This window comes from Streptomyces mobaraensis NBRC 13819 = DSM 40847, assembly GCF_017916255.1.
Lineage (GTDB): Bacteria > Actinomycetota > Actinomycetes > Streptomycetales > Streptomycetaceae > Streptomyces > Streptomyces mobaraensis.
Genome location: NZ_CP072827.1, coordinates 2,557,400 through 2,582,279, shown reverse-complemented (window position 1 = coordinate 2,582,279; position 24,880 = coordinate 2,557,400). Strand labels below are relative to the sequence as shown.

Sequence of the window (24,880 nt, the reverse complement as noted above, 5' to 3'; positions counted from 1 at the left end):
TCCGGATATCGGAACCGGATGGGGGCTCACTTTTATGGAAGTGACGGGCTTTTGGGGAGAGTTGCCAGGGAGGGAAAATAAAGATGGCGTAAACCCGCCAGCACGCACAGTGGGAGGAAGCGGGACGGACGCCGTGAACCGTTCACAGGGGGCTCGCCGGGGGTTCCCCTGGGAGACGAGGGACGGGGGTCCACGGTTCAGCCATTCAGGGCAAACGGAGTACAGCGGGACCGGCGGGGCCATAGGGTTTTCGGGGATGCTTTCCCCGTCGGGTGAACGCTGAGTGAGGTCCGGCGTTCCAGGGGACGAGTCCTCTATGTCGCTTGCAGTAGCCAAGATCGATGTGAGGTGATCGGCGGCGACCGTTGCCGTCCTGTTCACGCCAAGGTCATGCGCGCTGCCAACGATCCTCGGTGACAGCAGCCGCAGACCGCCTGCACCTCCGCTCGCATTCGCGTTCGCACTCGGGGAGACCGCCATGCACAGCAGATCCGGCAGATCAGCCTCGCACATCGACCGCCGCGGGTTCCTGGCCGCAGCGGGCGCCGTCGGCACCGGCCTCGCCCTGGGCGCCGCCGGCTCGGCCGCCGCCGACGAGCCCGTACCGCACACCCCGGGCGCGCTCCCCGACGGCGGCGCGGCCGGCACCGAGACCGCGGCCGCCCCCACGGGCGCCGGCACCACGCTCGCCTCCGTCGCCACCCCGCGCGGCACCGGCACGTACAAGCGGCTGGGCGACGGCCCCGGCTGGCCCCGCGTCGTCCGTACGGAGCTGGCCCCCGCGCGCGCCGACCGCACCCGGCGGCGCACCACGCTCGCGTCGTTCGTGCAGTTCACCGACCTGCACCTGACGGACGTCCAACACCCGCTGCGCTACGAGTTCTTCCGCGCCGGCGGCGAGGGCGCCTGGCGCCCGCACGAGGCGCTGACCCTCCCCGGTGTGGTCTCCCTCGTCGAGCGCGTCAACAAGCTGCGCCGCGGCCCGGCCACCGGCACCCCGCTCCGCTTCGTCATCACCACCGGCGACAACGGCGACGAGAACGCCAAGATCGAGGCCGAGTGGTTCCTCACCGCCCTCAGCGGCGGCCGGATGAACCCCAACACCGGCGACCCGCGCCGCTACGAGGGCGTCCAGAACAGCGGCCTCAAGCTCTACTGGCACCCCGAGAGCTCCCTCCGCGACCAGGACAAGGCCGTCGGCTACCCGCGCATCCCCGGCTACCTCAACGCGGCCATGCGGAGCGTCAACAGCCCCGGCCTCACCATCCCCTGGTACTCCACCTTCGGCAACCACGACCTGCTCTCCGGCGGTTGCTACCCGGCCGCGGGCTCGTTCATCACCGACGTCGCCGTGGGCGGCAAGAAGCTGTACACCATCTCCGCCGACGAGGCGAAGTGGCTGATGGACGGGGAGTTGCACGGCGTCGACCCCAAGGGCAAGCGCATAGAGGAACTGCTGCGCAAGCACAAGAAGGAGCTCCGCAGCGTCACCCCGGACGCCCGGCGGGTGCCCCTGACGCAGCGCCAGTACGTCGGCCTGCACCTGGACCGCAAGTACACCGGCCGCGGCCCGGTCGGCCACGGCTACACCAAGGACAACCTCGACTCCGGCAACCTCTACTACAGCTTCCGCGTCTCCGACCGGGTCGTCGGCATCAGCCTCGACTCCACCGACCCCGGCGGCCACTACCAGGGCTCCATCGGCACGGCCCAGCTCGACTGGCTGGACCGCACCCTCAAGGCCCACCGCGACGAGTACGCCCTGGTCTTCAGCCACCACCCCAGCTGGAGCATGAACAACACCGTCCCCGACCCGAGCCGCCCCAACGAGCAGCGGCACGGCGGCGACGAGATGATCGCCCTCCTCCAGCGCCACAAGAACGTCCTCGCCTGGATCAACGGCCACAGCCACCGCAACCGCATCCGCCCGCGCGGCACCTTCTGGGAGATCGCCACCGCCTCCCACGTCGACTACCCGCAGCTCGCCCGGGTCATCGAGATCACCGACAACCGCGACGGCACGATCTCCCTCTACACCACCCTCATCGAATCCGCGGCCCCCCACCGCACCGACTACCACGACCTCTCCCAGACGGGCCTCGCCGCCCTCTACCGCGAACTCGCCTTCAACGCCCCGGGCAACGACCCCACCCTGGTGGGCGAGGCGACGGACCGGAACACGGAGCTGCTGCTCAAGCGGTGACGGGCGCGGCTCCCCGCAGGTGCCGCGTCAGCCGGTCCAGGGCGCTCCACCCGTCCCCGTGCGACGAGCCGTCGCCCAACGGGTAGTACAGACCGGGCCGCCCGCCCGGGCCGACGCGGAGCGGGGAGCCGGCCAGCGGCGGACGGGCGGCGCGCGCGAGCCCGATGTCCCGGACGCCCTCAGGGCCGAGCGCGAAGGCGAGGGGCACGGGCGGCGCCTCGTACCACGGCGGCACGCTCAGGTCGCTGCGGGCCGGCCGCAGTTGGCAGAGGAGGGAGCGCAATCCCGACCGGGACGCCAGGGCGTCGGCCAGTTCCGGCAGCGCGTCCACCGGCGGCCGTTCGCCCGGTCCGTACCCAAGGGCCAGGGTCACCTCCTCGGCGACGCCCTCCGGCGCACGGTCCACGCGCAGCGTGGCGATGCCCGGGCGGTCCGCCGCGCCCACCACGACGAGCCAGGTGGGGCGCGGGCTGCGGCGGCGCGCCAGCGACGTCAGCTCCTCGCGGGACCACGGGAGGCCGGCCGGCTCGGCGGCGCCCCAGCCCGCCGGGGGCCCGCCGGTGAGCGCCCGCCAGGCGGCCTCCACACCGCCGCCGAGAACGAGGTCCTCGGTGGCGGGGAGGGCGGTGCGGAACGCGACCACGAGCTGCCGCTCACCGGTGTGGCCGACCTCCCGGAACGCATCGGCCACCAGGGTTTCGCCGCGGGCGTCCGCGGCGGGGGCGAAGCTGCCGTCCCGCCAGTGGAGCACCGCCCCGGACAGCCCGTCGTAGTAGCCGCACCGCTCGTCCCGCACCACCCAGCGGGTCGGCGGCCCGGTGAGGAGCGTGCGGGTGGGCAGCGAGAGCCGGCTGCCGCCCGGGGTGACGATCTGAAGGCCCCGGTCGGTGTCCGCCGAGGTGCGCAGGGCTTCGGACAGCCGGCTCGTCATGGCGACCAGTGGGCGGTCCTGGAGGATCACGGCGGCCCGCTCGGTGACCACGTCCACGGCCGGGAGCTCCGGCGGTTCGGTGGCGGTGACGTCCGAGACGTCGACGAGGCCGTCCTCCGTGGAAACGTCCGGCGGCCACACGGCGCCGCCCAGCAGCCCGGTGAGCCGGGTCGCCACCGCGCCCGCCAGCCGTTCCGCCCCGGGGACGCCCGTGGCGGCCCGGATCTCGGTCCACCAGCCGATGCCGTCCCCCAGGGGAACCCCGAGCAGCCGCTCGGCCTCGCCCGGCACACGCACCTCCAGAGGTGACTCCACCGAGACCAGCGGGACGCCGTCCCGGTCGCAGAGCTGGAGCACCGCCCCCCGCCCGGTCGTCCGCACCCCGGGCTCCGGGCCGCCCGCCAGCAGGGCCGCCGCCACGCTCCACGGGTCCGGCACCCCCTCGGTGAGGGCGATCACGTCCTTCGTCACGCGGGTTCTCCGTCCGCCAGGGCCGTCTGGACCAACCGCGCCGCCGCGCCCCGGCGCACGAGGAATCCGCGCCCCGGCGGCTGCGGCGCGGCATGGACCCCGGGGAACAGCTGTCCCTCCTGCCGGTCGCCCGCCATCACCAGGGCGGTGGCGCCGCTCTCCCGGAGGGCCATCAGGAACGGTTCGTACAGCGCTCGGGAGGCCCCGGCCACCCGCCGGGCCACGACGAAGTGCAGCCCGATGTCCACCGCCGCCGGGACGAACGGCAGGAACGGCGCCAGCGGCTGCTGCCCCGCCGCCGCGAGGGCGTCGTAGTCGTCCACGAGCACGACGATCTTCGGCCCGGGATGCCGGTCGGTGGGCCCGGACGGCTGGGTCCCGTCGGGCATCCGCTTGTCCAGCTCGGTGGCGATGACGGACGACAGCCCTTCGCAGACCCGGGAGTTCGTCGCGTATCCACCGCGGTAGGGCTCCGGGACGACGGCGTGCAGGCCTCGGCGCGGATCCATCACCGCGAAGACGATCTCCTCGTCGCTCCGGCGTGCCATCAGCCCCTGGGCGACCAGCCGCAGCAGGTTCGTCTTCCCGCACTCGCCGTCGCCGAGGACGAGCAGGTGCTGGTCGGCCCCGAACAGGTCGAGGGAGACCGGGCGCAGCGCCGCCTGGTCGACGCCGATGGGGACACGGAACGGCTCCTCCGCCGGGGAGGGGAGCTCCGCCGAGGGGAGGCGGGTGGGCAGGACGCGCACCCGTCGTACGCCCTCGCCGGGCCACGCCGCCCGGATCGCCGCCACCGCCTCCTCGACCGCGGCCGCCAGCCCGGCCGTCGTGGGCCGCGCGTCGAGACGGGGCAGCGCGGTCTGGGCGAACAGTCTGCCGTCGGTGAGCACCCGGCCCGGCTCGTCAGGGGTCAGGGAGGCGGCGAGCTTCCGGTCGATGCCGCTGTCGCCCGGATCGTTCAGCCGCAGCTCGACGCGGGTGCCGAAGGCCGCCTGGGTGGCGATGCGGACGTCGTTCCAGCGGAGCATCGACGCGACGACGTGCACGCCGTAGCCGCCGCCGCGTTTGAGGATGTCGGTCACGGCGTCCTCCAGCGCGTCGAACGGACCGCCGAAGCCGTCGCGCAGGGCGCCGAAGCCGTCGACGACCAGCACGACCTCGGTGGAGGACAGCTCGGGCACCCCGCCGCGGGCCCGGAGTTCGCGCAGGTGCTCCACGGAGTCGATGCCGTGCTCGCGGAAGAGCTCCGCCCGTTCGTCGAGCATCAGGCGCACCTCCTCGACGGTACGGGTGACGCGTTCGGTGTCCGCGCGCCCCGCCACACCGCCCACGTGGGGAAGCCCGGCGAGCGGTGCCAACCCTCCCCCCGCCAGGTCGAGCGCGTACACGGCGACGTCGCGCGGGGCGTGTGTCAGAGCCAGCGACAGCACCAAGGAGCGCAGCAGCGTCGTCTTGCCGGTCTGCGGGCCGCCGATGACGGCGGCGTGCCCACCGGAGACCGTCAGGTCGAAGACCCAGCGGCCCTGCCACTGCCGGGCCGGATCGTCGAGTAGTCCGAGCGGCAGCCTCATCGGACCGTCGAGGTCGGCACGGCGGCGGCCGTCGGCGGGCGGCGGGGCGCAGGCGTCGAGCGGCACGGTACGCGGCAGGGGCGGCAGCCAGACCGCGCGGGTGGGCGGCGCGGCGTCGCACAGGCGGTCCACCAGCACCGACATCAGCGTGGGGCCGGGCGCGCGGTGTCGCTCGGAAGGCTCACCCGGCGCGGCCGGCGGCTCTTCCGGCGCGCTGACGGCGGGGTAGGGGCGGACGACCGGACCGGCCTCGTCCGCGTCCAGGACGGCCGGGCCCCGGTACGGCCCCGAGACGAAGCCCGCCTTGAACCGCCGGTACACGCTCGTGTCGACCTTGAGGTAGCCGAATCCGGGCAGGGGAGGCAGCCGGAACGCGTCGGGGGTGTCCAGCACCGTCCGGCTCTCCTCGGCGGAGAACGTGCGGAGGCCGAGCCGGTAGGAGAGGTAGGTCTCCAGCCCCTTCAGCTTCCCGCTCTCGATGCGCTGGCTGGCGAGCAGCAAGTGGACGCCGATGGACCGGCCGATGCGGCCGATCGACAGGAAGAGGTCGCCGAAGTCCGGGCGTTCGGTGAGCAGTTCCCCGAACTCGTCGATGACCACGAAGAGATGCGGCATCGGCTCCAGCTCGGGGCGCGAGGCCCGAGCCGCCCGGTACTGCCCGATATCGGCCAGATTGCCCGCCTCCCGCAGCGCCTGCTGGCGGCGGCGCACCTCCCCGGCGAGCGAGGTGTGCACCCGCTCCACCAGCCCCGCGCGGTGCTCCAGATTGGTGATGACGCCGGCGACGTGTGGCAGGTCGGCGAACGGGGCGAAGGTGGCGCCGCCCTTGTAGTCGACGAGGACCAGGGCCAGGTCCTCCGGAGCATGGGAGGAGACGAGCCCGAGCACCAGCGTGCGCAGCAGCTCGCTCTTGCCCGACCCGGTCGCCCCCACGCAGAGCCCGTGCGGACCCATGCCGAACTCCGACGACTCCTTGAGATCGAGCAGCACGGGTTCGCCCGCGTCGTCCACCCCGATGGGCACGCGCAGGAAGGCCCGTTCACCCCGGGGCCGCCACAGGGCACGCGGGTCGGGGACGGCCGGATCGTCGAGGCCCAGCAGGCCGGTGAAGTCGACGGGTCCGGCGAGCGGCGCGTCGACGACGGACTCGGCGGACAGCCGGACCGGGGCCAGCGCCCGGGCGAGCCCTTCGGCCTCCGCGGCGGACACGGGATCGACGTCGCCGGTGCCGGCGGGCGCGCCCGGCGACCGGAGATCCTCCACCCGCACGCGGTCGCCGTTTACGGTGATGCGCAGGGCGACCTCCCCCGGTTCCTGTACGCGCTCGGCCACCAGATGCAGGACGGTGACGCCCAGCTCCCCGAGGGGCACCGTCTCGTCGGGCCGGGGGAGTTCCACGGCGTCCGCGCCGTGCCCGTCGCTGACGACGAGCATCCGGCCGAGCAGGTTACGGGCGTCCGCGCCCGCGAGGCCGCGCCGGGCCTCGGCGGCGTACGCCGTGCGGTCGCGCAGCTCGTCCCGGAGCAGCAGGGCCAGTTCGGTGGGCCCGGAGCCGATCCGGCGGGCGGGTACCGGGCCGTCGCGCCTCCCCGGATCGAGGACGTGCGGCAGCCATTTGAGCCATTCCCAGTCGGGCAGCCGGTCCGGGGGGCAGGCCAGCGCCAGGGCGACGTCGTCCGGAGCGTGCGCCGCGGCCGTCTGGACGAGCAACGCGCGGGCGACGCGCAGGACGTCGCGGCGCTCCCCGACGACGCTGACGTTGCCGGCCCGGTCCAGGGGCACGGTGAGCGGGAGGTCCGCGGCGATCCCGAACCGATGGGCGAGCGCACCGGCCTCGTTGAGCATGAACGGGTCCGGGGGCGTCAGCACGCCGCCTCCCGAAGCGCCGATCACGAGCGTGCGCACCGGCATCCGCCCGGTCCCCATGCGCACCCTGAGGAAGTCCGGATCCGTACGCCGCCGCTCCCACAGCCGTGCCGGGTCGCGCACCAGGTCGTGCAGGGCGGCCGGAGCCGGGTCGAGCAGCCGGGCGGCGGCCCGGTGGGCCCGCTCCTCCGCGGTGAGCTCCTCCCGGAGCCCCTCCAGATACTCCAGATACCGCTCCCGCTGGCGCCTCCGTGTGCGCTGCGCCTTCCCTCGCTGCGACAGCAGCAGCCCCACCGAACCGATGACCGTGACGGCGAGGACGAGCGCGCCGATCGCCGCGAACTGGCTGTTGCGGACCACCGTCATCATGACGACCGAACTCATGACGCCCGCCACCGGCATCAACGAGTGCAGCGCCCCGCCGACCCTGCCCTCCGGGAGGTTCGGCGGCGGCTCCACGACCCGTTCCGGAAACGGCGCCGGCGGCCGGGTCGTACGGGCGGGACGGTGCACGATCCTGGTGGTCATGACGGGCGCCCACCTCGGTCGCCCCGCCCGAGGGACCGGTCCAAGACGTCCGCGGCGAGCTCCGTGACCTCGTCATGGGTGCGCCGGGCGAGCAACTCCGTCCTGACGGCGCCGCCCGCCGCGAGGTGGCGGTCGTAGCGGAGCGCGCGCACCGACACCCCGTCGACGCCCAGCGCCTCGCGGGCGGCGGAGAGGTCGATCGCGGTATGCGGCGCCCCTTCCGTCACGACCACCACCGTCCGCCGCAGCAGCCCGCCGCGTCGCAACGTCGCCATCCAGTCGAGGACGGCACGGGTAGCCACCACGCCCTCGACGGTGGCGGGCGTGACGAGAACCCGGGCCTGCGCGGCCACCAGCGCGGTACGGGACAGTTCGCTCGGCAGCGAGTCGCAGTCGACGACGGTGATCCCGAAGTACCGGCGCAGGGCGAGCATGACGGCCCGGTACTCGGCCAGTTCCAGCCGGGCGCCGACCCGGCCCTGGCTGCCGGGCAGCAGCCAGCCGCCGCCGGGCGACTGCACCAGGTACCCGATGACGTCGGTGAGCTGCATGGACGGCGTGATGATCCGCGCGAGGTCGCCGCAGGTCCACCGCGCGTCGGGCGCGCCGAGTCGGGCGGGCAGGGTGCCGAGCGCGGCGTCCGCCTCCAGCATCAGCACGGGATCCTGCCGGAAGTGCGCGTAGGTCCGGCCGAGGAGGGCCGTGACCGTGGTCTTGCCGGCCCCGCCCCGGATGCCCGTCACCGCGATCTGCCGTCCGGTGGTGACCGGTTGCTGGAGCGTCTCGGCGATCCGTGCCGTGTGCTCCACCTCCCGGGCGACGGAGCCGCCGGTCAGCCGCCGAAGGGCACGGGCGACGCGGCGGGCGGCCGGATCGCCGTGCCGGGCGCGGGACTTGAGCAGGACGGCCGGGGACGGGGTGGGGGTGGTGGGCGTGGCGGGGGCACGGTGCGTGGCGGGGGTGGCGGGGGCACTGTGCGTACTGGGGGTGGCGGGTGCGCCGGGTGCGCCGGGTGTGGCAGGTATGGCGGGTGTCGGTGGGGTGGCGGTGAGGGGCGGCCTTTTCGCGTGCTGCGGTGGTCCGGCGGGGTGGGTGACGGGTGGAACGGACACCGCGGCGACGGGGGTTGCGGCCGACGGGCTCGCGACCGGCGGTGCCGTGGGCGCGGGGCCGGGGACACGTGGGTGTGTGGGCGCGGGTGCCGCGGGGGCTGGAGCCGCGGGGGCTGGAGCCGCGGGGGCTGGTCCTACGGGCGCGGAGGTCGGGGAGACGGGTCCCGCGGAGGTGGGGCCTGGGGATGCGGATCCCACGGGCGAGGGGTCCGGGGAAGCGGGCCCTACGGACGCGGGGCCGCCGGGTTCCCGGCCCGGTACCGCGCGGCCGAGGTCACGCAGCACGTCGCTCTGCCAATCCTGTGCCGGCATCCACAGCCTCCTAGAACTGGTGGAGCAGACGCTCGAACACCCCGAACTCGCCCACAGCGAGCGGGAACAACGCGACCAGCCCCAGCGTCTCGACCAGATCCGCCGCCCGGCGGAACCGCACGCGTACATGCTCCGGCGGCTGGACGGCCAGTACCCCGAGCGGTATCAGGGCGAGCACCGCCAGAGCGGCCATGGGTCCGTACGTCGGACCACCCCCCTCCTTGTGCCACAACAGCACCAGCCGCACCAGCAGCACGCCGGCCCCGGCCCGCAGCACCACGACCTCGGGCACCAACGGGAAGGCCCGGGACCGGGAGACCAGGACGAGGGCGGCCACGGCGGTGAGCGCTACGCTCCACGGGGAGAAACGGCCGGTCACCGCAGTCAGACCACCTGCGGTGACGGAAACGGCGACGACCGCCGTCGCGAGGACCAGACCCCGATGCGCTGCGGCCAGCGCGGTCCGCACCTCGTACCGGCTCACCGAGGCGCCGCCGGCGCGACGGTCGTCCAGCGCGGTCAACCCGGCCGCCATCAGGGCGGCCCGGGGCAGCGCGCCGAGTGCGACGGCGGAGACGACGACGAGGACGCACCCCACGCGGGCCACGTCCTGCTGCAGCAAGGCGACGCCTTCCCAAACCGCCGTGATGACGACGACGGCACCGGCGCCGATCAGCCCGCCGCGGCCCAGCGGGCCCCTCGGCAGGCCGAGAAGCACGAGGGCCCACGCCCAGACGGCGGCGAAGGCGACGAGTCTCACCTCCCAGGACCACCCGCGCCCGTCGGCGGCGGCCCACACGGCCAGCGTGCCGACCTCACCGGCGACCAGGACCAGCGCGGTGCCGAGCGGACGGCCGCCCCGCGCGGCGGCCGCGGCTCCGAGCAACGCGGCGAGCACGGCGATGCCCGCGAGGGGAGCCGCGACGGCAGTGGCCCCACTCCAGCTCCAGGCGAACAGCGCCGCCACGGCGGCCAGCAGCCCGGCCGCCACCCCGGCCGTCCACTGGCGGGCGACCGGCCCCCAGCGCCAGGCCCGTACCCCGAGGTCGTCCGCGACTTCATCCGTGACGTCGTGCACGACGGGCGCCGACGGCGCGTCCTCGATCCGCACCAACCGCAGGATCGCCCCGTCGACGACGTCCGCCTCGGCGAGGGAACCTTCCCGCGGCAGCAGCGTCCCGTCCACGGTCATCAAGTGCCGCGCGGCGGGCGGTCCGGTGACCCGATCTCCCAACAGGCGCAAAACGTCAGGTAAGAGACGCCCGATCGGCTCATCGGCAGGCAGAACGACATCGACCCGCCGGTGCTCGGCGACGAGCGTCACCCTGCTCAACCGCCCCGGCGCGGCCCGCAGTTTCGTTTTCGCCCCTACGTTCGCCACTCGCCTGAACCTATCACCGGGCTGTGACAACGGGCTTGGCCGAGGGGTGCGCCGCCTTGCGACTGGGGGTGGGTGACGTCGAGGGGCGACGTGTCGGCTTGGCCGTAGGCGTCGGCTTCGGCGTCACCGACGGCTTCGGCGAGACCACCGGATCCGGACTGCGCGACGGCACGGCGGACACCGAGGGCGCCGAACTCGGCGCCGCGCCGGGCGCCGTGGGCGTGGCGGGCACGGCCGGTACGACAGGCGCGGGAGGCGCCGTCGGCAAGGGTCGCTCCCGCTCCCTCTGTTGCTGCTGCTGTTGCTTCTGCTGCTCCCGCTGCTTGGCGATTACATGCTGCACAAACCCCCACCCCACACACCCCGCACACACCACAGCGGCCAACGCGACCCCGGCGAACACCCGCCCGAACTTCTCATCGGCGGTCCGCCGCACCCGCTGAGCCCCGAACAACAACGCATCCCGCAACCGTCGCCGCCGCACGGAGACGGACTCGAGCAGTTGACTGTCGTAGTCCTTCACTGACACCGCCTCCTTCGCAGCGGGTGAGTTGTACGCCCCAGACGATCACACACGCAGAACGTGCCACCGCTGGCCGCGGTGAGTTCAGCGCCACCCCTCTGTGTCAAGGGCACCAAGCATGGCGTTGTCGAGGGCGGCAAAGGGAAACTGTCGAAGATACTCATTCCGTGGCCCGAGGGCCACAACGTACGGGCGGATTTCCGCGCAGCCGTTGGCGACGCTGTACTGGCCCCCTCGCTCGAACAGTTTGCGCATCGGTTCGTAAGAGTCGGCAAATTGAGACAGAGGAGTGTCCGCCCGGGCTGCGGCCGACCGTAATTCTCAGAACCGCGACCACGGCAGGGTGGGAGGCTTCTGGTGCCACCACCAGCTCGACTCGACCGAGTCATCCTGTGATTCCCCTGCTGACAGTGTGATGAGCCGGTCAAGGTCGGGTTCTGTCAGCCTCTTGAACTCGGCGTCGATAAGGTCCACGGATTCACGCAAAAAATGGCGGCAGGGATCTGGGCACGTTGATAGAAGGGTCGCCAGATCGTCCCGCGCTCTTAGGTCGTTCACGTACATGTCGAGTGGGTACTCCCCGGAAGGAGGCCAACCTGCCGCCATGCGCCGGATCATTCTTTCCCATGACGCCAGTGAGCAGCGGGCGCGGTCCAAATGGTCGTCAGCAACATCACTTTCCAGTGGCTGTTTGTCCTGGTTCTCGAACGAGCGGATTGACTCCGCTTTGGTAAGGAAGGAATCCGTCACAGGGGTCGTCATCGGATGTTCGCGGATGACTTCCGGGAGTAGGGACACCTGAACGTCCGGAAACTGTGGGATCTCGGACTCTGCTGCGTCGATGGAGTATGTGGGGCGTTCGTCATCCGTCGCCGTGAGTCTGACTCTCGTGGTTTTCAGGTTCGGGACGGCGGCCCAGTAGGCGCTCGGGATGTCTTCGTCTGCCGGGTACAGCACCGTTGTCTGTGTCGCCGCAGCGAACTCAAGGGCGAGTTCCGACTCGGTCGGCCGACCGACAACCGAGTCCTGGACGTAAATGTCCAGGGATAGTGAAAGTTGTCCGCGGATCGAGGAATAGTCGCAGAGGATCAACGCATCCCAGTTGCGCCCGTCTTGCTCGCCCTCTGCGTCTGCGACATCGACATTATTCGTTTCCACGGCAAGACACTCAGAAAGTGCCTTCCGGATGACTTCGGGGCTCAAGCGGTCGGCCGTGAGGAAATTGTAGGTCATGGATAGGTCCCGTGGTAAATGGCCAGCGCTTTCTGGACTGCCTGTGGGTTGTTCACAAAACGCGGGTTCTTCGTGAGCTGTGGGGCTGCTGAGATGTCGCCTTTGGCTTTGGCTACTTGCTGAAGCGCGGCATATTCGTTCCTGTCGAGGATGGCGATGCCAGGGCCGGAGTCCGGGTAAACCCTTCCTCCCGGTTCGACGCCGTAGGTGCGGCCATTGATTTCGTAGCGATTTCCGTCTGCGGTGAGTTTTGCACGTCCTTCGGCGATGGCGGCAATATCCTTGTCCACGTCGTCTGCGAAACCCTGCAGGATGACGCTGTTTTTCTCCTTAATCTCACCCCTGGCCGCTCCGTTCGGCGAGTGTCGTGAGTGCGGCCGCTTCAGCTCTTCGCCCGCGGCCGGGCCCGGCACGCTGTCCTTCACCGGCCACGGCCCGTGTTGTGGCGCCGTGGCCTGACTGGAAGGTTGGTGTCCGGTACCGCTGCCCATACTGGCACTTGGACCGTTCTGGCCGTGGTGCCCATGTGCATCCGGCATCTGGTCACCTGCGGTGTGTGGACCGCCGTGGGACGAATGGTCGCCGGTGCTGCCGGTGTGATCCGCGCCGTGCCCTGACCGTTGCGGATCGATGTGACCGGCGGCTTGGGAACTGTTGTTCGAGTGGTGACTTGAGGGCCCGCTGGAGTCGCCCACATGCATTGGAACGGTGTTCCGTCTATCCGCTCCTGCCATGACGGGTTCGCGCTCGTGCGCATTGTGGGCACTCGTGTGTGGCGAACCGTGTGGCGAATCCGCTCCCGCGGGCAACTCACGGGTTATCGGCGCATGCCCCCGCACCCCCCGCCCCCGGATGTCCACCAAGGTGTAGTCCGGCCGGAGGTAGCGGGCTCTGCCCGGGAGGACGCTCGCGTTCGGGAGACGCACCGAGCCGTCGGGGAGGCGTTCCATGCCGGGGAAGCGGTCGCGGAGGTTGTTGACCAGGTCGCCCACCTTCGGGAGGGTCGAGGAGAGCTTGGCGACGGACTTGTTCAGGACGAAGCCGGCGCCCTTGCCCGCGTAGGTCATCGGGTCGATGAGTCTGCCGGCCTTGCCGACGGCGTTCACGACCTTCGCGGCGGCGCCCCCCTTCGCCACGGCGCCCGTGCCGGTGGCGGTCGTCAGGATGTTGAAGCCGGCGGCGCCCGCGGCTCGGGCGGGGTCCTTGCCCCACTCGTCGTAGGCGACGAGCGCCTTGGCCGTGTCCCGGGCGGCCTTTTTGGAGTCCTCGAAGAAGCTGGGGAGGTAGTCGTCGGGGATCGCGAACGCTCCCGAGCCGTAGATGAACGCGCCGACGGCGGTCTTTCCCAGGCCGGCCCACGCCTGTCCCATCCGGTCCCAGCCGTCCACGCCGATGAGGGTCCCGAGGCCCTTGAAGGTGCCCCCGATGCCGTCGACGACCACGCCGTCCCAGGCGAAGCTCTTGAGCGAGTGCGGCTCGTACCAGTCGTACTCGCGTTCCACCGGGTCGCCCCACGGCAGCTTGGCGTGTTCGAGCGTCTCGGCGTCGTAGCCGTACATGTTCGGCTTGTGGGTGCCGTCGTCGGTGACGAAGCGGGGGCCGCCCACCAGGGCCGTGATCCTGCTGGCGCAGCGGCGTTCGGCGTCCTGGAAGGCCGCCTGGGCGGCCGTGATGTCGTCCCGGATGCGGTTGTGGTGGTCGGTCTTCTTGCTGTCGTGCTTCCAGCGGTCGTCGCCCTCGATCGACATCAGGAACGTCTCGGCCTCCAGGGCAAGGGCGGCCAGCTTGTGGGCGAGCGGACGCGCCTCCGCCGCGTAGTCGGAGAGCGCGCCCGCGACCTTGTCCAGCTTCGCGGCGAAGGCGTGCGCGCGCTCCCGTACCGGCAGGGTCGTGGCGAACAACTGCTCCGCCTCCGGCGCCCGGTAGTGGGCCGCCAGGCCCTGGAAGCGTGAGTGGATGTCCGAGCCGGTGGTCCGCAGTCGCGCGGCGTCCTTCCGCAGCGCGCCGATGTAGCTTTCGAGAAGTTCCAGGTTGCCGGTGAAGACGGGGATGTTGGCCGGATCGAGCAGTTTCACGGTCATCCGCCCTTCCGGGCCCGGGCGGTGAGCGCCTTGAGGTCCGGGGCCCGGAGTGCGTCGTGCTGGGCCCGGGCGGCCATCGTCAGGTCGCCCTTGATGTACTCCGAGGTCGCCTGGTAGGCGCCGTTGATCGACTGGCCGGCGCGGGCCGCGACGAAGAGCAGCTCTTCCTCGGTGTGCTGGGCGAAGTACCCGAGCGCCCCGGCGATGATCCCCGTGGCACTGCCCCCGGCACCGCCGTTGCCGCCCTTCTCCGGCGTACCGGCGAAGGCGATCGTTCCGGCGCTGGTCCCCGCATGCTGGATGTCGGCGAGGTAGTCGGCCAGTTCGTCCTTCAGCGCGGCCGCCGCCTCACGCGTGTTCCGCAGGGTGCCGTCCACGCCGTTCACGTCGATGTCCCAACCGGACACGGTTGTTCACCTCCCCCCCGGCCGGGCTCACCCGATCCCGTCCACCGCGGCCTTCGCCCGCGCCAGCGTGGACCGCGCCGTGGCGTCGTTCTGCTCCATCGTGGAGCGCAGCAGCGTGATGATCTGCCGCACCTCGGTGGCGGCGCGCTGCCAGCGCAGTTCCTTCTCGTGGTACTGCTCGGAGACGCCGTCGGCCTGGAAGTCGGCCATGGCCGACTTCACCGCGGCGTCCCGCTCGTTCAGCACGGCCTCCAGCCGGGAGATGATCCCGTGCAGCGTCGTCTGCACCTGCGTGGAGGCGCCCAGGTCGTAACTCCGACGGTCCGTCGTCGCCATCGTCAGCCTCCCTGGCGGCCCGCGAACCGCGCCGCGTCGAAGTTCGCGGCGGCCATCTGCCGGCGCGCGTTGTCCGCGTGCTCCTGGTCACCCTCGCCGAACGAGGTGTCCATGCCGGCCTGGCCGCCCAGGATGGCGCTGAGCGCGCCGTTCAGCTCCGCGGCGACCTGTTCGGAATGTGACTTGAACTGATCGAACGCCGCTCGCCCGGCGCCGTTGAACTTCCCTTCCAGCGGCTGAGCCGCCACGATCAACTGTTGGATCAGCTGCGCCAGGTCGCCGTGCGAACCATGTGTCCGCGAGACCAGGCCGGACAGTGTCGCCTGTCCCATGTCGAACTTCACGAACCCACCCCCATCACCCTCGTGTGGCACGCGGTGTCTCGACCAGCTCTATCAGGCGCTCGATCGGGCGGCCAAAGGGATTGCGCTTCGGATGAGTTGGGTCCGATCACATTCGGCCACGAGCCGTCACCGCGGCAGTACCACCACGTACCCCCGTGCCCCCCGTTCCACCGACGTCGCCAGGGCCGTGCGGATGACGGCGGCCTGCTGGTCGGGGGATTCGCGGAGTTTGCGGGGGGTGAGGTGGACGACGGTGAGGCCGAGGTGTTCGAGGTGGTGGCGCTTCTGGGCCTGGCGGGTCCAGGTGGCGTCGGGTTCCTGGCGGGGGGTGCGGGCGTCGATGTCGACGACGACGCCGTGGTCGGGCCAGTAGGCGTCGACCGGGCCGAGGGACGGGCCGCCGGGGAGGCGGAGTTCGACGTTCCAGAGGGGGGCCGGGAGGGCGTGGTCGGTGACCAGGGCGTAGAGGCGGTCCTCGGCCAGCGAGCGGCCCTCGGCGAGCAGGACGTCGACGGCGTCCACGATGTGCGGGCGGTTCAGCAGCCGGGCCCGGGAGAGTTCGCGGACCAGCCGGGCCGCCTCGCAGTGGCCGCCGCGGACCGCCTCGGTGAGGAGTCGGCGGATCTGCTCGGGGTCGGTGAGGCGGGTGACGGCGTCCGTGACCGCGCGGGCGACCGGGGCCACCGGGACGCCGGTCACCAGCCGGGGCCGGGGGACCGCGTGGGTGCGCACGGGACGGACGAAACCGGTCTCGCGGAGCCGCCGGGTGCCGGGGACCAGGACGTCGATGTGGTCGATGCGCAGCAGCGGGGGAGCGCTGGTGAAGCGGTAGAGGGCCAGGGCCGCCAGGCCGGTGATCATCGCTTCCCCGTAGGGGGCGCCGGCCTGGGTGCCGCGCGGCTCCTGGGCCGGGATGCCCTGGGTGCGGGCCCGGGTGTACATCAGGGCGGCGTGCAGCCGTTCCTCGCTGGTGGCGGGCCCGGTGTGGAGCAGGTAGACACCGGGCAGCAGCAGCTGCCAGGGGCCGCCGGGGCGGCAGCGCTCGTTGACCGTGGAGGAGGGGACGCCGTGCTCGCGCAGCTGCTGTGAGCTGAGCACGCGGTGGCGGACGTCGGAGAGGTGGTGGAGCGGGCGCGGGGAGAGGGGGGTCTCGTAGCTCATGACCCGCCCATTCCCGCGCCGCGCCCGCTCCTTAACCCCTGTTACAGGCTCGTCGACAAGTGGGGACAAGTCCGGGCAGATGCACGGGAGTTCGATGGACCGGCAGGGCGGATCACGCCGCCGCGTCGCACTCCTGTGCCCGCAGGGCGCGCGCCAGGTCGTCGCGCGCCTCCAGTACCAGCCGGCGCAGGGCCGGAGCGGCGCCGACGTGCTCCGCGAGCCAGGCGTCGGTGAGGTCCAGGGTCCGCCGGTCGCCCTGGAGCAGCGGGAACAGGCCGCGCACGATCGCCATGCCGATCTCGATCGACCGCTCCCGCCAGACGCGTTCCAGCGCCGCGAAGTACGGCTCCACGTACGGCGCGAACAGCTTCCGCTGCCCCGGCTGGTCGAAGCCCGCGAGGGTGGCCTCGGTGAGCGCGTTGGAGAGGGTGTCGGACTCGACGACGGTCTTCCACGCCTCCGCCTTGACCTCCGGGTCCGGGCGCGAGGCCAGGCAGCGGACGTGGTGGCGGCGGCCGGACGCGGTGTCGTCGCGGGTGAGTTCGGCGTTGATCAGCGCCTTGTCGGCCGCGCCCGCCGAGGCCAGGGCGGCCAGGAAGGTCCAGCGCAGCTCCTGGTCGACGTCCAGGCCGTCGATCCGGGCGGTGCCGTCGAGCAGCCCGCGCAGCAGCTGGAGGTCGGCCTCGGCGGTGGCGGTCTGGGCGAGGAAGCGGGCCCAGGTCAGCTGGTGGCCGCTGCCCGGCTCGGCCAGCCGCAGCTCGCTGAGCGCGCCGCGGGCCAGCTCGGCGGCGCCCCGCTCGCGCCGCTCCGGCGCCGAGTAGAGGACGAGCGCGGTACGGGCGCAGAGGTGGAGCATCTGGAGGACGCCGATGTCGGTCTCGGCACCCGCGAAGCGCAGCACCAGCTCCAGGTAGTCGCGGGCGGGCATCAGCCCGTCGCGGGTGAGGTTCCACAGCGCGGACCAGCACAGCGCCCGGGCCAGCGGGTCGGTGAGTTCGCCAAGGTGGCCGCGGAGGGTGGCGAGCGACTGCTCGTCGAAGCGCATCTTGCAGTACGTCAGGTCGTCGTCGTTGACGAGGACCAGGTCCGGCCGCTCCGCGCCCCGCAGCTCCGGGACGACCGTGCGCGGCCCGGTGACGTCCACCTCGACGCGCGCGTACCGGACCAGCTCGCCGGCGTGCCGGCGGTAGAGGCCGACGGCCACCCGGTGCGGACGCAGCTCGGGGTGGTCGGCCGGGGCCTCCTGGAGGACGGCCAGCTCGGTGACGCGGTCGGCGGCGTCGTAGGTGAGCTGCGGCGTCAGCGAGTTGACGCCCGCGGTCTGCAGCCAGGACCGCGACCAGGCGGCCATGTCGCGCCCGGAGGTCTCCTCCAGGACGGACAGCAGGTCGGTCAGGCGCGTGTTGCCGTACGCGTGGCGCTTGAAGTAGCGGCGCGCGCCCTCCAGGAAGGCGTCCCGACCGGCGTAGGCCACCAGCTGCTTCAGCACCGACGCGCCCTTGGCGTACGTGATGCCGTCGAAGTTGAGCTTGGCGTCCTCCAGGTCGTGGATGTCCGCCGTGACCGGGTGGGTGGAGGGCAGCTGGTCGGCCCGGTACGCCCACGCCTTGCGCTGGTTGGCGAAGGTGACCCAGGCGCTGGTGTAGCGGGTGGCCTCGACCTGCGAGAACGAGCCCATGAAGTCGGCGAACGACTCCTTGAGCCACAGGTCGTCCCACCACTCCATGGTCACCAGGTCGCCGAACCACATGTGCGCCATCTCGTGCAGGATCACATTGGCCCGGCGCTCGTACGCCGCCTGGGTCACCTTGCCGCGGTAGACGAACTCCTCGCGGAAGGTGACGCAGCCCGGGTTCTCCATCGCGCCGATGTTGTACTCCGGGACGAACGCCTGGTCGTACTTGCCGAAGGGGTACGGGAAGTCGAAGTGCTCGTGGAAGAAGTCCAGGCCCTGCTTGGTGACGGTGAGGATCTCGTCCGCGTCGAAGTGCGGGGCCAGCCCCTTGCGGCAGAGCGCGGAGAGCGGGATCTCCAGTGTGGTCCCGTCGGGGAGCTTGCGGCTGTAGTGGTCGCGGACGACGTGGTACGGGCCCGCGACGACCGCCGTGATGTACGTGCCGATCGGCTTCGTGGGGACGAAGCGCCAGGTCGCCGCCGTGTCGTCGGCCGGTTCCACGGGACCGTCCTGGGCGCCGTTGCTGATCACCGTCCACTCGGCGGGGGCCGTCACGGTGAAGGTGTAGGGGGCCTTGAGGTCGGGCTGCTCGAAGTTGGCGAACACCCGGCGGGCGTCGGCCGGTTCGTAGTGCGTGTAGAGGTAGATCTCGCCGTCCTCGGGGTCGACGAAGCGGTGCAGCCCCTCGCCCGTCCGGTTGTAGGCGCAGTGCGCGTCGACGGTCAGGACGTTCTCGGCCGCCAGGTCGTCCAGGGCGATCCGGGTGCCGTCGAAGACCTCGGCGGGGTCCAGCGCGCGGCCGTTGAGCGTCACGGCGGCGACGGAGGGGGCGACGAGGTCCGCGAAGGAGGAAGCGCCCGGCTCGGCGCAGCGGAAGCGGATGGTGGAGACCGACCGGAAGGTGCGCGGGCCGCCGTCCGCCGGGTTCTCCGGACCCACCGCGGACCGCAGGTCCAGCGCCACCTCGTAGGCGTCCACGGTCAGCAGCGCGGCCCGTCGCCGGGCCTCCTCACGGGTCAGGTTCTCACCGGGCACGGCGGGGCTCCCTCGTCTCGTCTGCGGCGTCTGTGTCTTCTGCGGCTGTGTCTGTGTCTACTGCGTGTACGGCGTGGTCGGTGACTTCCGCGTACACGGCGTGCGAAACCGTTCGAAGCCGTTCTCCGATGTGTTTCGAACATCAGGAATCATGGCACGCACGGCGTGGTTGCAACCGTGACCGCCCTGCTTCCCGTGGAGACCCGAGGAGACCCGCATGACCGAGCCCGAGACCAAGGCCGAGAAGGTCACCGCCGACTTCTGGTTCGACCCGCTCTGCCCCTGGGCCTGGATGACGTCCCGCTGGATGCTGGAGGTCGAGAAGGTCAGACCCGTCGAGGTGCGCTGGCACGTGATGAGCCTCGCCGTGCTCAACGAGCACCGGCTCGACGAGGTGGACGAGAAGTACCGCGAGCTGATGACCCGGGCCTGGGGCCCGGTGCGGGTCTGCGTCGCCGCCGCCAAGGAGCACGGTGAGGAGGTGCTCGGCCGCCTCTACACCGCGATCGGCACCCGCTTCCACAACCAGGCGCTCCCGCAGGAGCGCGGGACGCTCGTCGCCGCGCTGGAGGAGGCCGGGCTGCCCGCCTCGCTGGCGGACGCCGCCGACACGGACGCGTACGACGACGAGCTGCGCGCCTCGCACCGGACCGGCATCGAGAAGGTCGGCGAGGACGTCGGCACCCCGGTGATCGCCGTGCCCGGCCCGGACGGCTCGGAGGTGGCCTTCTTCGGCCCGGTCGTCACCCCCGCCCCCAAGGGCGAGGCGGCGGCGCGGCTCTGGGACGGCACCCTGCTGGTGGCCTCGACGCCGGGCTTCTTCGAGATCAAGCGGACCCGGACGGTCGGCCCGATCTTCGACTGACCGGCCGTGACGGGAGCCGGGGGCGGTCCCCCGACCGAACCCGGTCGGCGCGCGCCCGCCCCTCCCCTCCCTTAGGGTCCGAACCATGGGCCAGACCGACCTCTCCCGGCCGCTGGGCCGCGACGGCGGCTGGGCCGAAGCCGAGCCGCCCTGCCGCAACGCCGCCTTCGCCGAGCTGCCCGTACGCCCGTACGACCTGCTCACGCTGGGCGCCTGCCGGGTCCTGGCGGCCCTGTGGTCCGCGCTGCGGCTGCGCCGGGCGGCGGGCATGCTGCGGCACTACCTGCGGGGCACCGGCGGCAACCGCCGGGTCGACGCGGACGAGCTGCTGGCCCTGCCGCCCGTCCGGGCCGTGGTCGACGAGCAGCTCGACCGCTGGCGCGCGGAGGCGCTCGACCGGTGGGCCGGCGGTGAACGGTGGTCGGGGGAGGGCCGGTGGCCGGCGGAGGAGCGGTGGCCGATGGACGAGCGGACCCCCGCCGCGTACCCCGCCGACAGCGGCTGGCGCGACCTGCTGATCACCCGGCGGGTGCACCCCGACTGGTGGCTCGCCCTGCGCTGCGTGGAGTTCCGGCTGACGGGCACGGTACGGGTGGACGCGGCCGGGAGGACGGCCGTGGACTACCGCTTCGCGGTGCACAAGGCGTGGAACTTCGACCGGGGAAAGTCGGAACTCGGCGTTCCGTTCGCGCCGTTCGCCCGCCTCCACGAGACGGGTCTCGCCCGGGAGTTCACGGTGACGGGCGAGGCGTTCGGGCACGGCTGACTCCGCGCGGGCCCCGGGGGACGCTCAGGGACGAGCGCATGGCGGAAGGCCCCGCGCGCATCGACCGCGCGGGGCCTTCCCGTGCCTGCCGCGTGACACGGGTGAGAAGACGATCACGAGCAGGCCGTTCACAGGCGTCCCTCTGGGAGGGAGCCGGGCTCAGGGGGCGAGCAGCAGCGCGTTGGTGCGCTCCTTGGCGGCGGCGTAACGCTTCGCCACGTCCTGCCAGTTGACGACCTGCCACATGGCCTCGATGAAGTCCACCTTCTGGTTCTTGTACTGCAGGTAGAAGGCGTGCTCCCAGGCGTCGAAGACCAGGATCGGGGTGGAGCCCTGGCCCACGTTGCCCTGGTGGTCGTAGACCTGCTCGACGATCAGCTTGCCGCTGAGCGGCTCGTAGGCCAGGACGCCCCAGCCGGAGCCCTGCGTGGTGGCCGACGCCTTGGACAGCTGCGCCTTGAACTTGGCGAAGGAGCCGAAGGACTCGGCGATGGCGTCGGCCAGCTCGCCGACGCCGTCCTTCTCCAGGGGCTCGCCGCCGCCGTCGCCGGTCATGTTCTGCCAGTAGATGCTGTGCAGGATGTGGCCGGAGAGGTGGAACGCGAGGTTCTTCTCCAGGCCGTTGACCGCGCCCCACTGGTCCTTGTCCCGGGCCTCGGCGAGCTGCTCCAGCGTGTCGTTGGCACCCTTGACGTACGCCGCGTGGTGTTTGTCGTGGTGCAGCTCGATGATCTTCGCGTCGATCACCGGCTGGAGCGCCGCGTAGTCGTACGGAAGTTCAGGAAGTGTGTAGATGGCCATGCCGAGCCCTCCGACTGCTTATTGCAATTAACTTGCAAGTAGACGCTATCAGCAAGTGCGCCTTGTTTCCCTTCGGACCGGGGGCCAAGGGGCCTTCTCCGTCAAAAGACCGAGGCGGGGTCGGTCCTGGAGCTCAGGACCGACCCCGCCTCGGAGGTGGAAGGGTGTCGGGGCGTCAGTTCCGCCCGCGCGCGGTGGCGCGCTGCCGCAGGTAGCCGACGAGGGCGAGGGCGACGGTGAGACCGGCCGTGGCGTAGAGCTGCTGGGCGGTGTCCTTCTCGCGGAGCATCAGGCCGAGGGTGCAGAGGATGCCGAGGAGCGCGGCGACGGTCAGGTACGGGAACCACCACATCCGCACCACGAGCCGCCCCGGCTGCTCCTGCTCCATCCGGTGCCGCATCATCAGCTGGGTGACGGCGATGAAGCCCCACACCACGAGGACGGCGGCGCCCGTCATGTAGAGCAGCCACTTGAAGACGGTGTCCGGCCACCAGTAGCTCAGCAGCACCGCGAAGAAGCCGAAGGCGGAGGAGGCGACCACGGTCCGCCGGGGGACGCCGGAGGAGACCTTGCCCAGGAAGCGGGGGCCCTCGCCGCGCTCGACGAGCGAGTGCGCCATCCGGGACGCGCCGTAGATGTTGGCGTTCATGGCGGAGAGCAGCGCGATCAGCACGATCACGTTCATGATCTCGCCGGCGGCCGGGACGTCCAGGTACTTCAGGACCGCCACGTAGGGGCCCTGCAGGACGGACTTGTCGGTCCACGGGATCAGGGTGACGACGACGAGCATCGAGCCCACGTAGAAGAGGGCGATCCGCCACATCGCGGTGCGCACCGCCTTGGCGACGCCCTTGACCGGCTGCTCGGACTCGGCCGCGGCGATGGTCACCGTCTCCAGGCCGCCGTACGCGAAGACGGAGGCGAGCAGACCGGCGACGAGGCCGTCGGTGCCGTTGGGGAGGAAGCCGCCGTGGCCGGTGAGGTTGTCGGTGCCCGGAGCGTCCGTGCCCGGCAGCATGCCGCATATCGCCAGCACGCCCAGGACCAGGAAGACGCCGATCGCCGCCACCTTCAGGGTGGCGAACCAGAACTCGAACTCGCCGAAGTTCCCGACGGCCGCCAGGTTCGTCCCGCAGAAGACGGCCATGAACAGCAGGACCCACATCCAGGAGTCCGTGGACGGGAACCACTTCACCATGATCGCGGCGGCGCCGATCGCCTCGACGGCGATGCCCACGCAGAGCTCGATCCAGAACATCCAGCCGGCGGTGAAGCCGGCCCAGGGGCCGATGGCCTTCTCCGCGTGCACCGAGAAGGTGCCGGACGCGGGGTTGGCCGCGGCCATCTCGCCCAGCATGCGCATCACGAGCATCACCAGGAGCCCGGACACCGCATAGGCGAGGACGATTCCGGGGCCCGCGGCGGCGATGCCGGTGCCCGAGCCGACGAAGAGGCCGGCGCCGATCACGCCGCCCAGGGCGATCATCGAGAGATGGCGCTGCTTGAGGCCGTGCGACAGGGCGGCGCCGTGGCCCGGCGCCGCATCGGTGACCTCGCGCTCGGGCGCGGGGGTCGCATCTGTCCGAGTCATGGTCGTGTCTGTCCCCGTGGAATGAGTGATGAAAGGGTTGTTACAACCGGCAACAACCCGGAAAAGTTGCCTCAGTGTGGGGGTGATGTTCGCTCAGGACAACACTTGTCACACGGATGTCCGATATTTAGACGCGAGGATTACTCTCCGCACCTGATATATCGCCAGAATCAATGTCTTTACGCGCTAAGCACGGTCACGACGGCGGATCCGGAACTCCCGGATCCCCGCGACCGCGAGCACCGCGCCGGTGGCCGCCGCCGACCACAGCAGCTGCGGGCGGGCGGCCTCGTCGGTGAGCATCAGCACCAGCACCGCCGCCATCCCGGTCAGGGCGGCCCAGGTCAGATACGGGAAGCACCACATCCGCAACGTCAGCCGCTCGGGCATCTCCCGTTCGATGCGGCGGCGCAGCCGCAGCTGGGAGGCGGCGATCAGGCCCCAGACGAAGAGGAGTACCGCGCCGACCGAGTTGAGCAGATAGCGGAAGATCGAATCCGGCCACTCGAGATTGAGGACGACGGACGCGAAGCCGAACGCCACGGAGGCGAACACCGCGCGGCGCGGCACCCCGCCGCGCGAGACCGTCAGCAGCGACCGCGGGGCCTCGCCGCGCTCGGCGAGCGAGAAGACCATGCGGGACGAGCCGTAGAGGTTGGCGTTGAGCGCCGACAGCAGCGCCACAAAGATCACGATCTGCATGATCTGGCCGGACGCCGGCACCCCGATGCGGTCCAGCACCGCCACGTAGGGGCTCTGCCCGGGCTTCAGCGACGACCAGGGGAGAAGGGTGACGATGACGAGCATCGAACCCACGTAGAAGAAGAGGATGCGCCACACGGCGCTGCGCACCGCGCGGCCCACCGCGCGCTCCGGGTCCTCGGACTCGGCGGCGGCGATCGTGACGACCTCCAGGCCGCCGAAGGCGAAGGCCACCGCGAGCACGCCGGAGATCACGCCGCTCCAGCCGTTGGGCAGGAAGCCGCCCTGGCCGGTGAGGTTGGTGAGGCCCACGGGGTCGGTGTCCGGGAGCAGCCCGAAGATCGCCAGCAGGCTGAGGGCGAGGAAGAGGAGGATCGCGCCGATCTTCAGGGCGGCGAACCAGAACTCGAACTCGCCGAAGTTCTTCACGGCGGTGAGATTGGCGGTGGTGAACACCACCATGAACACCAGCACCCAGGCCCACTGCGGCATCCCCGGCACCCAGCCGTGCGCGATCTGCGCGGCGGCCGTCGCCTCCACGGCGAGCACGATGACCAGCAGGAACCAGTAGAGCCAGCCCACCGTGAACCCGGCCCAGCGGCCGAGCGCCCGCTCCGCGTGCACCGAGAACGAACCGGACGCGGGCATCGCCGACGACAGCTCGCCCAGCATCCGCATCACCAGCATGGCGAGGGCGCCCGCCAGCAGGTAGGAAATGATGATCCCGGGACCCGCGACGGAGATCCCGGCGCCCGAGCCGACGAACAGGCCGGCGCCGATCACGCCGCCCAGCCCCAGCATCGTCAGGTGCCGCTGCTTGAGCCCCGCGGACAGCGGCTCTCTCTCACCGGCGAGCGGCTCGGCGGTGGGGGGTGCGTCGTGCATGGGGCTCGTACTCTCGGTTCGTGCGGCGCGCGCCGGGGGCGCACGGGATGCGGTGGCGCGACGTCTCGGCGGTGCCCGCGCCCTCCACGGGTCGGCGGTG

Annotated in this window: 18 protein-coding genes; 3 read left to right on the top strand and 15 right to left on the bottom strand. The window is 71.7% G+C overall.

The window, feature by feature from the left end:
* Positions 1-478 precede the first annotated feature (478 nt).
* Entirely contained in the window at positions 479-2,203 is a 1,725-nt protein-coding gene (locus J7W19_RS10805; protein WP_004951164.1) for a TIGR03767 family metallophosphoesterase, read from the top strand.
* On the opposite strand, the gene J7W19_RS10800 is transcribed toward J7W19_RS10805, so the two are convergent.
* The 12 genes from J7W19_RS10800 to pepN all read right to left on the bottom strand — a co-directional run bounded on the left by J7W19_RS10800 (position 2,193) and on the right by pepN (position 19,170).
* Positions 2,193-3,605: a DUF6177 family protein gene (locus tag J7W19_RS10800; protein ID WP_004951162.1), complete on the bottom strand. Its 1,413-nt coding sequence runs from the start codon at positions 3,603-3,605 to the stop codon at positions 2,193-2,195. The genes J7W19_RS10805 and J7W19_RS10800 overlap by 11 nt on opposite strands.
* Complete coding sequence (locus J7W19_RS10795) at positions 3,602-7,570, bottom strand: type VII secretion protein EccC (protein WP_004951159.1); 3,969 nt, start codon at positions 7,568-7,570, stop codon at positions 3,602-3,604. Before J7W19_RS10795 ends, J7W19_RS10800 begins: the two co-directional genes overlap by 4 nt.
* Positions 7,567-8,682 carry a MinD/ParA family ATP-binding protein gene (locus J7W19_RS10790; protein WP_233478088.1) on the bottom strand — a complete coding sequence of 372 codons (1,116 nt, stop codon included), beginning with the start codon at positions 8,680-8,682 and terminating at the stop codon, positions 7,567-7,569. The genes J7W19_RS10795 and J7W19_RS10790 overlap by 4 nt, the downstream gene beginning before the upstream one ends.
* A 322-nt stretch (positions 8,683-9,004) precedes the next feature.
* A complete protein-coding gene (eccD, locus tag J7W19_RS10785) occupies positions 9,005-10,348 on the bottom strand; it encodes a type VII secretion integral membrane protein EccD (protein WP_040891703.1) in 1,344 nt (447 codons plus the stop codon).
* 40 nt (positions 10,349-10,388) lie between these two features.
* Positions 10,389-10,898 (bottom strand): hypothetical protein, encoded by a 510-nt coding sequence (locus J7W19_RS33805; RefSeq protein ID WP_004951152.1) that lies wholly within the window; start codon positions 10,896-10,898, stop codon positions 10,389-10,391.
* A gap of 321 nt (positions 10,899-11,219) precedes the next feature.
* Positions 11,220-12,131 (bottom strand): hypothetical protein, encoded by a 912-nt coding sequence (locus tag J7W19_RS10775; protein ID WP_004951150.1) that lies wholly within the window; start codon positions 12,129-12,131, stop codon positions 11,220-11,222.
* On the bottom strand, positions 12,128-14,212 hold the full coding sequence (locus J7W19_RS10770) for a hypothetical protein (protein WP_004951147.1): 2,085 nt from the start codon (positions 14,210-14,212) through the stop codon (positions 12,128-12,130). Before J7W19_RS10770 ends, J7W19_RS10775 begins: the two co-directional genes overlap by 4 nt.
* Positions 14,209-14,619: a DUF6507 family protein gene (locus J7W19_RS10765; RefSeq protein WP_004951146.1), complete on the bottom strand. Its 411-nt coding sequence runs from the start codon at positions 14,617-14,619 to the stop codon at positions 14,209-14,211. Before J7W19_RS10765 ends, J7W19_RS10770 begins: the two co-directional genes overlap by 4 nt.
* A 27-nt stretch (positions 14,620-14,646) precedes the next feature.
* The gene (locus J7W19_RS10760; RefSeq protein ID WP_004951141.1) at positions 14,647-14,955 is read right to left on the bottom strand and encodes a pore-forming ESAT-6 family protein; all 309 of its coding nucleotides are present in this window, start codon (positions 14,953-14,955) and stop codon (positions 14,647-14,649) included.
* 2 nt (positions 14,956-14,957) lie between these two features.
* Positions 14,958-15,299: a hypothetical protein gene (locus tag J7W19_RS10755; protein WP_004951138.1), complete on the bottom strand. Its 342-nt coding sequence runs from the start codon at positions 15,297-15,299 to the stop codon at positions 14,958-14,960.
* Positions 15,300-15,425: 126 nt separating this feature from the next.
* A complete protein-coding gene (locus J7W19_RS10750; RefSeq protein ID WP_004951134.1) occupies positions 15,426-16,460 on the bottom strand; it encodes a hypothetical protein in 1,035 nt (344 codons plus the stop codon).
* A 112-nt stretch (positions 16,461-16,572) separates the two neighbouring features.
* Positions 16,573-19,170 carry an aminopeptidase N gene (gene pepN / locus J7W19_RS10745; RefSeq protein ID WP_004951132.1) on the bottom strand — a complete coding sequence of 866 codons (2,598 nt, stop codon included), beginning with the start codon at positions 19,168-19,170 and terminating at the stop codon, positions 16,573-16,575.
* 217 nt (positions 19,171-19,387) lie between these two features.
* Here pepN and J7W19_RS10740 point away from each other — a divergent pair, with 217 nt between their 5' ends.
* Both J7W19_RS10740 and J7W19_RS10735 read left to right on the top strand, forming a co-directional pair.
* Complete coding sequence (locus J7W19_RS10740) at positions 19,388-20,035, top strand: mycothiol-dependent nitroreductase Rv2466c family protein (protein ID WP_004951131.1); 648 nt, start codon at positions 19,388-19,390, stop codon at positions 20,033-20,035.
* An 85-nt stretch (positions 20,036-20,120) separates the two neighbouring features.
* A complete protein-coding gene (locus J7W19_RS10735; protein ID WP_004951126.1) occupies positions 20,121-20,801 on the top strand; it encodes a hypothetical protein in 681 nt (226 codons plus the stop codon).
* A gap of 159 nt (positions 20,802-20,960) precedes the next feature.
* Here the strand turns inward: J7W19_RS10735 and J7W19_RS10730 are convergent, their stop codons facing one another.
* From J7W19_RS10730 to J7W19_RS10720, 3 genes are all read right to left on the bottom strand, one after another.
* Entirely contained in the window at positions 20,961-21,602 is a 642-nt protein-coding gene (locus J7W19_RS10730; RefSeq protein ID WP_004951124.1) for a superoxide dismutase, read from the bottom strand.
* A 175-nt stretch (positions 21,603-21,777) separates the two neighbouring features.
* Complete coding sequence (locus tag J7W19_RS10725; protein ID WP_152262620.1) at positions 21,778-23,193, bottom strand: amino acid permease; 1,416 nt, start codon at positions 23,191-23,193, stop codon at positions 21,778-21,780.
* Between the two features lie 186 nt (positions 23,194-23,379).
* Complete coding sequence (locus J7W19_RS10720) at positions 23,380-24,780, bottom strand: amino acid permease (RefSeq protein WP_004956163.1); 1,401 nt, start codon at positions 24,778-24,780, stop codon at positions 23,380-23,382.
* Positions 24,781-24,880 lie beyond the last annotated feature (100 nt).